The 12,576-nt window shown below is 46.3% G+C and carries 5 protein-coding genes, 2 tRNA genes and 3 rRNA genes; 1 reads left to right on the forward strand and 9 read right to left on the reverse strand.

The window, feature by feature from the left end:
* Window positions 1–228 precede the first annotated feature (228 nt).
* On the reverse strand, window positions 229–1,692 hold the full coding sequence (guaB, locus tag LLY41_RS00885) for an IMP dehydrogenase (protein ID WP_095246252.1): 1,464 nt from the start codon (window positions 1,690–1,692) through the stop codon (window positions 229–231).
* A 112-nt stretch (window positions 1,693–1,804) separates the two neighbouring features.
* On the opposite strand from guaB, the gene LLY41_RS00890 reads away from it, so the two are divergent.
* Window positions 1,805–2,764, forward strand: coding sequence for a YaaC family protein (locus LLY41_RS00890; RefSeq protein WP_304586673.1), 960 nt, complete (start codon window positions 1,805–1,807; stop codon window positions 2,762–2,764).
* On the opposite strand, the gene LLY41_RS00895 is transcribed toward LLY41_RS00890, so the two are convergent.
* From LLY41_RS00895 to gyrA, 8 genes are all read right to left on the reverse strand, one after another.
* Window positions 2,706–3,032 carry a hypothetical protein gene (locus LLY41_RS00895; protein ID WP_304586674.1) on the reverse strand — a complete coding sequence of 109 codons (327 nt, stop codon included), beginning with the start codon at window positions 3,030–3,032 and terminating at the stop codon, window positions 2,706–2,708. The two genes, LLY41_RS00890 and LLY41_RS00895, sit on opposite strands and share 59 nt — an antisense overlap.
* Before the next feature lie 285 nt (window positions 3,033–3,317).
* Window positions 3,318–3,434: ribosomal RNA gene (gene rrf, locus LLY41_RS00900) — 5S ribosomal RNA — on the reverse strand.
* Between the two features lie 204 nt (window positions 3,435–3,638).
* Window positions 3,639–6,573 (reverse strand): 23S ribosomal RNA (locus LLY41_RS00905).
* 156 nt (window positions 6,574–6,729) lie between these two features.
* Window positions 6,730–6,805: transfer RNA gene (locus LLY41_RS00910), tRNA-Ala, on the reverse strand.
* Window positions 6,806–6,816: 11 nt separating this feature from the next.
* Window positions 6,817–6,893: transfer RNA gene (locus LLY41_RS00915), tRNA-Ile, on the reverse strand.
* Between the two features lie 91 nt (window positions 6,894–6,984).
* Window positions 6,985–8,534: ribosomal RNA gene (locus LLY41_RS00920) — 16S ribosomal RNA — on the reverse strand.
* Together the 16S, 23S and 5S rRNA genes with 2 tRNA genes alongside form the textbook arrangement of a ribosomal RNA operon.
* Before the next feature lie 292 nt (window positions 8,535–8,826).
* Window positions 8,827–9,897, reverse strand: a complete 1,071-nt coding sequence (locus LLY41_RS00925; RefSeq protein WP_304586675.1) for an HD-GYP domain-containing protein — start codon at window positions 9,895–9,897, stop codon at window positions 8,827–8,829.
* Window positions 9,898–9,993: 96 nt separating this feature from the next.
* The gene (gene gyrA / locus LLY41_RS00930) at window positions 9,994–12,519 is read right to left on the reverse strand and encodes a DNA gyrase subunit A (protein WP_304586676.1); all 2,526 of its coding nucleotides are present in this window, start codon (window positions 12,517–12,519) and stop codon (window positions 9,994–9,996) included.
* Window positions 12,520–12,576: the final 57 nt, after the last annotated feature.

Raw genomic sequence — 12,576 nt, forward strand, 5'->3', positions numbered from 1 at the left:
CTTCAATTTTACTGCCCTCCAACGTTTTAATACACTTTTGTTATTTTATCATAACTCTGATTCAAAGAATAGATAGAGTAATTACCTATTCCTGCCTCTCTTGTGGCATGATTGACCCACTTGCTTGCACTGATATTTTCCTAGTATCAATTCCTGGGCATAAAAATAAGCAGAAGAGGTTTCCCTCTTCTGCTCTAATTGCTGTTTTTCGCCAGCAATGTTGATGAATTACATCGAGTAGTTTGGTGCTTCTTTTGTAATCTGTACATCATGCGGATGACTTTCTCTCAGGCCTGCACCAGTCATTTTAATGAATTGGGCATTTTCACGAAGCTCGTGAAGATCTTTTGTTCCGCAATAGCCCATTCCGGAACGGATACCGCCGATAAGCTGGTAAATGGTATCGGATAAAGGACCTTTATATGCAATGCGCCCTTCAATACCCTCTGGAACAAACTTTTTATTATCTTCCTGGAAGTAACGGTCCTTTGAGCCTTTTTCCATAGCTGCAACAGAACCCATTCCTCTGTATACCTTGAAGCGGCGTCCCTGGAAAATTTCCGTTTCGCCCGGGCTTTCAGAAACACCGGCAAGAAGGCTGCCAAGCATAACAGCATGTCCGCCGGCTGCCAATGCTTTCACGATATCCCCTGAATATTTAATTCCGCCATCAGCAATAATGGACTTGCCATGCTTGCGTGCTTCGGTTGCACAGTCATAAACAGCCGTGATCTGCGGTACCCCTACACCTGCAACAACGCGTGTTGTACAAATCGACCCAGGTCCGATTCCCACTTTTACAATATCGGCACCTGCTTCAATCAAATCCTTTGTCGCTTCAGCTGTCGCAACGTTTCCGGCAATAATGGCCAGATCCGGATAAGTATTTCTGATTTCGCGTACGGTATCAAGCACGCCTTTTGAATGTCCGTGTGCCGTATCCACTACGATCACATCCACATCTGATTTCACAAGCATTTCAACGCGCTTCATCGTATCACCGGTTACACCAACTGCTGCACCTGCCAGCAGGCGACCGCGCTCATCCTTTGCCGAGTTAGGAAACTCAATAACTTTTTCAATATCTTTAATGGTGATTAACCCTTTTAAAACACCTTCATCATCTACCAGCGGCAATTTTTCAATTTTATACCTCTGGAGAATCTTTTCTGCTTCATCCAATGTGGTTCCAACCGGAGCCGTTACAAGGTTTTCCTTTGTCATTACATCGGAGATTTTTATCGAAAAGTCCTGAATGAATCGGAGGTCACGGTTTGTCAGAATGCCAACAAGCTTCAGTTCCTCAGTATTGTTGACGATAGGCACACCGGAAATCCGGTATTTGCCCATTAGATGCTCTGCGTCAAATACCTGCTGTTCTGGAGTGAGAAAGAATGGGTCCGTAATAACGCCGCTTTCTGAACGTTTTACTTTATCCACCTGATCAGCCTGCTGTTCTATGGACATGTTTTTATGGATAACTCCCAAACCGCCCTGGCGCGCCATAGCGATCGCCATTTCTGCTTCAGTTACCGTATCCATTCCGGCACTGATCACTGGAATGTTGAGTGCAATCTTTTCAGTCAAATTAACTTTAAGGCTGACATCACGAGGAAGCACCTCTGATTTCGATGGAACCAGTAAAACATCATCAAAAGTTAAACCTTCTTTAGCAAACTTAGTTTCCCACATCTTTTTTGACCTCCTGGACTCGAAAATATTATTAGTAGGTTATCAATTGGACAAAATACTGTCAAGGACGGATTAATATGTTGGATTTTTCAAAAGATTCGGAGGACTTATAGTGATACATCCATTTGATTTTAAAAGCTCCTTTTTGTATTTTTTTTCTGCGAACACATCACAGGAATTTTTAAAAAAATGCTACCAAAAGCAAAACCTGGATCAGGCTGAACAAAAGAGCTATGAAAACAGTTACCCTTTTATATACTATCTAGAACACGGGCAAGTATACTATGAACAGGCAGAGAAGGCACCATTGGTCATCAAGCCGATTCTCTTTTTTTACGGACTGGTTCACCTTGTGAAGGCTTGCATACTGACTGTGGATCCTAATTATCCCGAGACTACTTCGGTTTTGGCACACGGGGTATCTACCCGGAAAAGAAAAAAGCAGCAATATAATTTTTTTCAGGATGAAGTGAAATTTCAAAAAAGCGGGCTTTTCCCTTATATGGGGGAAAAGTTGTTTCACATGAAACATTTGGAAGGCGAAAAAACAACAATGGGAGAGTTATTTGGACAGATTCCAGAGCTTAATGATTTGTACAGCCAGACGGAGGGCCGTATGACTTTTCTAGAAGCAGGGCTGGAAAAGGATGAATTGATTTTGCCCAAGGTAATCCTTGATCGCTTTCATATGACCGAGTCCCGTTTTGTGGAGTATCTAAAGTCAAAATCAGACTCTCATATTAGCTTTCAGGAATCAGAGGGGTCGGCATTGAAATTCAAGTTGGAAAATTTGAATACATATAATTTCAAGCCCTTACGATATAGTCCGGATGCTGGAAAGTTCTTCTTCCCGCTGGCTAAAGATGAATTGATTGATTTCCCTGAACTTCTGATTCATTATCTGCTGCTGTATAACTTAAGCATGATTGCCCGCTATGAAACTGAATGGTGGAGCGAACTCATCAAAATGATGCCGAATAAAGACTATCCGTTTATTCAAACTTTCCTTCAAATTACGGCTGCAAAGGGGCCGTATTTAATTTATCAGTATTTGGCTGATAAGAAGCAGTAAGGTTTCCTTTGGGGATATGCTGGCTGCGGCTTTCAATTGTGAACTGCATTTGTTGTTTTGTTTTGGGTGTTTGGAAGAGGCTGAGTGCGGGGGTGTTTGAATTTAATGTGGTGGCCGGCTGTTTCTTCAGGCAAGAAGCATAGCTTGGCGGTATATCTAACAGGTTTTGGAGTTTATCTAGCATGTTTTGGGTTTTATCTAACAGGTTTTTGAATTTATCTAACAGGATTTTTGATTTATCTAGCAGGATTTTTGATTTATCTAGCATGTTTTGGGTTTTATCTTAAATTGGCACAATTCATCTACATAAAGAACAGATTTAACTTTTAAAACAGACGGCAGAATAAGGAGTGGCGCATATAATTTGATTCTGGCGCATATAGCATGAAAGTGACGCATATCTGTGCCATAGTGACGCATATCCAGAAAAAGTGACGCAAATGCTGGCCGAAGTGACGCATAACTGCACTTTTCAATATAAAGAAGTGTCCAACTGATTCAGATCCCAATAATTACACACAAAAAAGAGCACCCATCAGGTGCTCTTTCATTTGCCCGGCAGCGTCCTACTCTCACAGGGGGACAGCCCCCAACTACCATCGGCGCTGAGAAGCTTAACTTCCGTGTTCGGTATGGGAACGGGTGTGACCTTCTCGCTATCGCCACCGGACTATTTGATTTGAAGAAACTTCGTTCCCTCAAAACTAGATAATGTATGAAGAAGAATTTGCCGAGTATTCACCAATGACTTGTCTAGCTTCGGCTCCTAACTTCTCGGCCGTTTCGATCCGTCCCTCCAAATCCCAAAACCAGGATTTGAATGGCCGGCTCTCCAACGTCTCTCGAAGTTGAACAGTCGCCTCCGCTTTTCGTTTTGGTTAAGTCCTCGATCGATTAGTATCAGTCAGCTCCACATGTCGCCACGCTTCCACCTCTGACCTATCAACCTGATCATCTTTCAGGGATCTTACTAGCTTGACGCTATGGGAAATCTCATCTCGAGGGGGGCTTCATGCTTAGATGCTTTCAGCACTTATCCCTTCCGCACATAGCTACCCAGCGATGCCTTTGGCAAGACAACTGGTACACCAGCGGTGCGTCCATCCCGGTCCTCTCGTACTAAGGACAGCTCCTCTCAAATTTCCTGCGCCCACGACGGATAGGGACCGAACTGTCTCACGACGTTCTGAACCCAGCTCGCGTACCGCTTTAATGGGCGAACAGCCCAACCCTTGGGACCGACTACAGCCCCAGGATGCGATGAGCCGACATCGAGGTGCCAAACCTCCCCGTCGATGTGGACTCTTGGGGGAGATAAGCCTGTTATCCCCGGGGTAGCTTTTATCCGTTGAGCGATGGCCCTTCCATGCGGAACCACCGGATCACTAAGCCCGACTTTCGTCCCTGCTCGACTTGTAGGTCTCGCAGTCAAGCTCCCTTGTGCCTTTACACTCTGCGAATGATTTCCAACCATTCTGAGGGAACCTTTGGGCGCCTCCGTTACTTTTTAGGAGGCGACCGCCCCAGTCAAACTGCCCACCTGACACTGTCTCCCGCCCCGATCAGGGGCGCGGGTTAGAATTTCAATACAGCCAGGGTAGTATCCCACCGACGCCTCCACCGAAGCTAGCGCTCCGGCTTCTCAGGCTCCTACCTATCCTGTACAAGCTGTACCAAAATTCAATATCAGGCTACAGTAAAGCTCCACGGGGTCTTTCCGTCCTGTCGCGGGTAACCTGCATCTTCACAGGTACTATAATTTCACCGAGTCTCTCGTTGAGACAGTGCCCAGATCGTTACGCCTTTCGTGCGGGTCGGAACTTACCCGACAAGGAATTTCGCTACCTTAGGACCGTTATAGTTACGGCCGCCGTTTACTGGGGCTTCGATTCAAAGCTTCGCTTGCGCTAACCTCTCCTCTTAACCTTCCAGCACCGGGCAGGCGTCAGCCCCTATACTTCGCCTTGCGGCTTCGCAGAGACCTGTGTTTTTGCTAAACAGTCGCCTGGGCCTATTCACTGCGGCTCATCAGGGCTATTCACCCTAATGAGCACCCCTTCTCCCGAAGTTACGGGGTCATTTTGCCGAGTTCCTTAACGAGAGTTCTCTCGCTCACCTTAGGATTCTCTCCTCGCCTACCTGTGTCGGTTTGCGGTACGGGCACCTTTTCCCTCGCTAGAGGCTTTTCTTGGCAGTGTGGAATCAGGAACTTCGGTACTAAATTTCCCTCGCCGTCACAGCTCAGCCTATGTGGTAACGGGATTTGCCTCGTTACCGGCCTAACTGCTTGGACGCGCTAATCCAGCAGCGCGCTTACCCTATCCTCCTGCGTCCCCCCATTGCTCAAACGGTAAAGAGGTGGTACAGGAATATCAACCTGTTGTCCATCGCCTACGCTTTTCAGCCTCGGCTTAGGTCCCGACTAACCCTGAGCGGACGAGCCTTCCTCAGGAAACCTTAGGCATTCGGTGGATGGGATTCTCACCCATCTTTCGCTACTCATACCGGCATTCTCACTTCTAAGCGCTCCACCAGTCCTTGCGGTCTGGCTTCAACGCCCTTAGAACGCTCTCCTACCACTGACATCGTAGATGTCAATCCACAGCTTCGGTGATACGTTTAGCCCCGGTACATTTTCGGCGCGGAGTCACTCGACCAGTGAGCTATTACGCACTCTTTAAATGGTGGCTGCTTCTAAGCCAACATCCTGGTTGTCTAAGCAACTCCACATCCTTTTCCACTTAACGTATACTTTGGGACCTTAGCTGGTGGTCTGGGCTGTTTCCCTCTTGACTACGGATCTTATCACTCGCAGTCTGACTCCCATGGATAAGTCTTTGGCATTCGGAGTTTGTCTGAATTCGGTAACCCGATGGGGGCCCCTAGTCCAAACAGTGCTCTACCTCCAAGACTCTTACTACATGAGGCTAGCCCTAAAGCTATTTCGGAGAGAACCAGCTATCTCCAGGTTCGATTGGAATTTCTCCGCTACCCACACCTCATCCCCGCACTTTTCAACGTGCGTGGGTTCGGGCCTCCATCCAGTGTTACCTGGACTTCACCCTGGACATGGGTAGATCACCTGGTTTCGGGTCTACGACCACATACTCATTCGCCCTATTCAGACTCGCTTTCGCTGCGGCTCCGTCTTATCAACTTAACCTCGCATGTAATCGTAACTCGCCGGTTCATTCTACAAAAGGCACGCTATCACCCATTAACGGGCTCTAACTACTTGTAGGCACACGGTTTCAGGATCTCTTTCACTCCCCTTCCGGGGTGCTTTTCACCTTTCCCTCACGGTACTGGTTCACTATCGGTCACTAGGGAGTATTTAGCCTTGGGAGATGGTCCTCCCTGCTTCCGACGGGATTTCTCGTGTCCCGCCGTACTCAGGATCCACTCTGGAGGGAACGAAGTTTCAACTACAGGGCTTTTACCTTCTCTGGCCGGCCTTTCCAGACCTGTTCATTTACCTCGTTCCTTTGTAACTCCGTATAGAGTGTCCTACAACCCCAGGAGGCAAGCCTCCTGGTTTGGGCTAATCCCGTTTCGCTCGCCGCTACTCAGGGAATCGCGTTTGCTTTCTCTTCCTCCGGGTACTTAGATGTTTCAGTTCCCCGGGTCTGCCTTCTATACCCTATGTATTCAGGTAAAGATCCTATCCCATTACGGATAGGGGGTTTCCCCATTCGGAAATCTCCGGATCAAAGCTTACTTACAGCTCCCCGAAGCATATCGGTGTTAGTACCGTCCTTCATCGGCTCCTAGTGCCAAGGCATTCACCGTGCGCCCTTTCTAACTTAACCGTATTTGACAGGTTCATCGGAGATGAACACAATCAAAGGTTTTAACTCTATTTAACATAGAGAATTTACTAAGATGGCGATTACTCGGTTATTGCTTCTTCAATAACATTATCTAGTTTTCAAGGAACAAAAAATAACGAATCATATCGTTATGGTTGGTGGAGCCTAGCGGGATCGAACCGCTGACCTCCTGCGTGCAAGGCAGGCGCTCTCCCAGCTGAGCTAAGGCCCCATTATATGAGATGGTGGGCCTAAATGGACTCGAACCATCGACCTCACGCTTATCAGGCGTGCGCTCTAACCAGCTGAGCTATAGGCCCACATAATAGGTAAAGGTATTAAAATGTGAGAGATCGAACTCTCAAAACTGAACGAACAAAGAACGTCACGTTTCTTGTAAATATTCCTTAGAAAGGAGGTGATCCAGCCGCACCTTCCGATACGGCTACCTTGTTACGACTTCACCCCAATCATCTGTCCCACCTTAGGCGGCTGGCTCCAAAAGGTTACCCCACCGACTTCGGGTGTTACAAACTCTCGTGGTGTGACGGGCGGTGTGTACAAGGCCCGGGAACGTATTCACCGCGGCATGCTGATCCGCGATTACTAGCGATTCCGGCTTCATGCAGGCGAGTTGCAGCCTGCAATCCGAACTGAGAATGGTTTTATGGGATTCGCTTAACCTCGCGGTTTTGCAGCCCTTTGTACCATCCATTGTAGCACGTGTGTAGCCCAGGTCATAAGGGGCATGATGATTTGACGTCATCCCCACCTTCCTCCGGTTTGTCACCGGCAGTCACCTTAGAGTGCCCAACTGAATGCTGGCAACTAAGATCAAGGGTTGCGCTCGTTGCGGGACTTAACCCAACATCTCACGACACGAGCTGACGACAACCATGCACCACCTGTCATCCTGTCCCCGAAGGGGAACGCCCTATCTCTAGGGTTGTCAGGAGATGTCAAGACCTGGTAAGGTTCTTCGCGTTGCTTCGAATTAAACCACATGCTCCACCGCTTGTGCGGGCCCCCGTCAATTCCTTTGAGTTTCAGCCTTGCGGCCGTACTCCCCAGGCGGAGTGCTTAATGCGTTTGCTGCAGCACTAAAGGGCGGAAACCCTCTAACACTTAGCACTCATCGTTTACGGCGTGGACTACCAGGGTATCTAATCCTGTTTGCTCCCCACGCTTTCGCGCCTCAGCGTCAGTTACAGACCAAAGAGTCGCCTTCGCCACTGGTGTTCCTCCACATCTCTACGCATTTCACCGCTACACGTGGAATTCCACTCTTCTCTTCTGCACTCAAGTTCCCCAGTTTCCAATGACCCTCCCCGGTTGAGCCGGGGGCTTTCACATCAGACTTAAGGAACCGCCTGCGCGCGCTTTACGCCCAATAATTCCGGACAACGCTTGCCACCTACGTATTACCGCGGCTGCTGGCACGTAGTTAGCCGTGGCTTTCTGGTCAGGTACCGTCAAGGTACCGGCAGTTACTCCGGTACTTGTTCTTCCCTGACAACAGAGTTTTACGATCCGAAAACCTTCATCACTCACGCGGCGTTGCTCCGTCAGACTTTCGTCCATTGCGGAAGATTCCCTACTGCTGCCTCCCGTAGGAGTCTGGGCCGTGTCTCAGTCCCAGTGTGGCCGATCACCCTCTCAGGTCGGCTACGCATCGTGGCCTTGGTGAGCCGTTACCTCACCAACTAGCTAATGCGCCGCGGGCCCATCTGTAAGTGATAGCGAGATGCCATCTTTCAGCTTTTCCTCATGAGAGGAAAAGAATTATCCGGTATTAGCCCCGGTTTCCCGGAGTTATCCCAGTCTTACAGGCAGGTTGCCCACGTGTTACTCACCCGTCCGCCGCTGACTTCAGGGAGCAAGCTCCCATCTGTCCGCTCGACTTGCATGTATTAGGCACGCCGCCAGCGTTCGTCCTGAGCCAGGATCAAACTCTCCATATAAGAGTTGATTAAGCTCGAGTTGTCTTTTCGAAAAAGACTAATGTTTTAAACGTTGACGTTTTTGTTCGTTCAGTTTTCAAAGATCAATCCGCCGCTTAAGGCGACTTAATTAATATATCATTTCTGATATTCAATGTCAACAAGTTTTTTCTCATCGATTGATGTTGTTAATCTCTTGCTGACTTGAATAAGTATACCAGTCCTACTCTATTAATTGCAAGTGCTTTTTAATAGAAACTTAATCTTTTTTAAAAGTAAAGGAATTTAATAAAAAAATGACCGCGGTATGCAGTCATTTTAATACTTCATCAATAAATAACTGGCGGTTTTTCTCTAAATGAATTATATCGCCGGTTTCTATGAGTTTCACAAGTGGCCTCGTCGGTGATTTATCTTCTATAAAAAGAATCTCAGCAGTCTGGCCATCCGAAAGCTTCACCAGGCTTCCAATGGAAAAAGTCATGATTCCGGAGCCCAGCGCCTGGATGGATGGAATATCAAATTTGCCAAAGCTGTCCTGTATCAGCATTTCAAGCACTTTAAACGGAGATTGTTTCCTTCTGTAGAGCCTTTGGGAAGTCATGGCATGAAATGCATCCGCAACTGCAATGATTCGTCCAGCCTGATTAATTTTGCTGCCTTGTTCTCCAAACGGATAACCGCTGCCGTCCAGACGCTCATGATGCTGAATAATGCCGATCTTAGTGCTTTCTCTTAACAAAGAAATATTTTGGACCATTTTAAAGCTGAGGGTCGAATGCTTTTTAATTTCTTCAAATTCCTCGGAGTTTAATGTAGTGCTTTTGTGCAAAATGGATGGGTTTATTTTAGCCATGCCAGCATCAGCCAGGCACCCTCCCAGGGCAAGCTGCACAATTTCCCCCTTATTAAAATTCAGTTTTTTTCCTATAAATGCGCTGATCATTCCCACTGCCACTGAATGCTGGTATAAATAATCTTCATTTGTAGAAAGATGATGCAGCGAAAAGATAGTGGAGGGGTTTTTATCCATTTTTTCAATCAGTGGAATCATGATGTTTCTTATTTTGGCGATATCCACTGGAAGGCCTGATTGCCAGGATGTAAATTCCCTTTTGAAATGTTGTACGCCTTTCAGGAATGTATTAATATGACTTGATTCCACTTCCTCAACAGCTTCACCCATGTTTCCGGCAGAAGTCATTGACTTTCCGCTGACCATGGTAGTTTCAACTTCTGCTTCCTCAATCAGAAATATTTTCATGATATCCAGCAGTTCCTTCGTCAGCACTGTTTTTTGGCTGATAATAGGGCGATTCGTCAAACTGAAAACATCCTCCGATAAGATGCAGCCTTCTCTTAATTCCTGTATGGGTACACGCACTGTTTCCACACTCCAAATATGAGTCTTTTTTACTATTTTACATTATTTGGACAAAAAAAAGGAACACAAATCTGTGTTCCCTGAAATTTCTTGCTGTTATTCTTCGCTATTATCGCCAGTTACTTCTTCTTCTGGAAGTGAATCGGCATCTTCAAGAGGCTTTGTTAATTCTTCGTCATCTTTTTCCTCTTCTTTTTCAACTCTTGCTACAGTCGAAACAGCTTCGCCTGCTTCTTCATTTATGCGGATGAGTCTGACACCCTGCGTGTTTCTTCCCATGGTGGAAATATCACTGACTGCCATACGGATCAGGACGCCGCCTGTTGTAATAAGCATAACGTCTTCTTCACCTGTGACAGCTTTCATGGAAACAAGGCTTCCGTTTTTATCCGTGATGTTGCAGGTCTTGATTCCTTTACCGCCTCTGCCCTGAACACGGTATTCTTCGGCTGGGGTACGTTTTCCATAGCCGTTTTTGGTTACAATCAGGACTTGGCTGTCCTCCTCAAGAACTTCCATGCCAACAACTTCATCACCATTGCTTAAGTTAATTCCCTTAACACCAGTTGCCGTTCTTCCCATCGAACGGACATCTTCTTCAGGGAATCGGATCAGCATGCCATGGCTGGTTCCGATAATGATCTCTTTGCTGCCATCAGTCATACGCACTGATATTAATTCATCATCTTCACGCAGATTTAATGCAATTAAGCCATTATTGCGGATATTGGCAAAGGATGATAATGGTGAACGCTTGGAAATTCCCTGTTTAGTGGTAAAGAACAGGAACCAGTCATCGGCAAATTCTTCAACAGGAATTATTGCATTTACCCATTCATCTTTGTCCACTCCAAGAAGGTTAATGATTGGTATCCCCTTCGCAGTACGGTTGAATTCAGGTATTTCATATCCTTTAGCGCGATAAACCTTTCCTTTGTTCGTAAAGAAAAGAATTGTATCGTGTGTGGATGTGGTAATGAGGTGTTCCACAAAATCGTCCTCATTGGTTCCCATTCCCTGGATTCCCCGCCCTCCGCGTTTTTGGGCGCGGTAAGTCGAGACCGGAAGACGCTTGATGTATCCCTTATGAGTTAGTGTCAGAACAATATTCTCACGTGGGATCAAATCTTCGTCTTCAATGTTTTCGATGCCGCCTGCGACTATTTCAGTCCGGCGTTTATCGTTGAATCTTTCCTTGATCTCCGTTAATTCTTCACGGATGATTTCCAGTACTTTTTCTTCATCAGCCAAAATAGCTTTTAATTCTGCAATAAGGGCCACAAGGTTTGCATATTCTTCTTCAATCTTTTCACGCTCCAAGCCTGTCAGACGCTGCAAACGCATGTCCAGGATAGCCTGAGCCTGTTTTTCGGAAAGATTGAATTTGGTCATTAAGCCTTCTCGTGCAATATCCGTTGTCTGTGAGCTGCGGATCAGACTAATTACCTCATCAAGATGATCAAGGGCGATCCTTAAGCCTTCTAAAATATGTGCGCGGGCTTGTGCTTTTCTTAATTCAAATTGTGTCCGCCGGCGTATAACAACCTTTTGATGTTCTAAATAATACTCAAGACACTGTTTTAAATTCAGAACCTTAGGCTGTCCATCCACCAATGCCAGAAGATTAATTCCAAAGCTTGTCTGGAGGGCAGTTTGTTTATAGAGATTATTTAATAATACACTTGCATTTGCGTCTCTTCTGACTTCAATGACAATTCGCATTCCATTACGGTCAGATTCATCACGCAGGTCGGTGATCCCATCAATTTTCTTATCTCTGACAAGTTCCGCAATTTTTTCAATCAGCTTTGCTTTGTTAACCTGATATGGAATTTCATGTACGAGAATGGTCTCTTTGCCATTAGCTTTTTCTTCAATCTCTACTTTAGCACGTAAAGTAATTGAACCGCGGCCGGTTTCATAGGCTTTGCGGATTCCGGTTCTTCCTAAAATCATTCCGGCAGTCGGAAAGTCCGGCCCAGGGATAATATCCATTAGTTCCGGAATAGTCATTTCAGGGTCTTTGCTTATGGCCAGAACCCCATCAATTACTTCACCAAGCTGGTGGGGAGGAATATTAGTGGCCATCCCGACAGCGATTCCTGATGTTCCATTGACCAGTAAATTAGGGAAACGTGCAGGCAATACAACTGGCTCCCTTTCTTCCCCATCGTAGTTATCCTGATAATCAATTGTGTCTTTATTGATATCCCGTAAAAGCTCCATTGATATTTTGGACATACGTGCTTCTGTATAACGCATGGCAGCTGCTGAGTCGCCATCCACTGAACCGAAGTTGCCGTGTCCATCAACCAGCATGTATCGATAGTTAAAGTCCTGTGCCATACGAACCATTGTTTCATAAACAGCAGAGTCTCCGTGCGGATGATACTTACCAATGACATCTCCGACGATACGTGCTGATTTTTTATAAGGCTTATCTGAATGCATGCCGAGATCGTGCATCGCATAAAGAATCCGGCGGTGCACCGGCTTTAAGCCATCACGCACATCCGGAAGGGCACGTGAAACAATTACACTCATGGCATAGTCCAGGAATGATGAACGCATTTCCTGGCTAATGTTAATTTCTTTTATTTGGGACCTTGGCGTATCAGCCATATAAAGAACCTCCCTTTTTAAGGGACTTGGAATTTACCCATAGCCTCTTAATTTGTC

Source organism: Cytobacillus firmus, from assembly GCF_023612095.1.
Taxonomy (GTDB): Bacteria; Bacillota; Bacilli; order Bacillales; family Cytobacillaceae; genus Cytobacillus.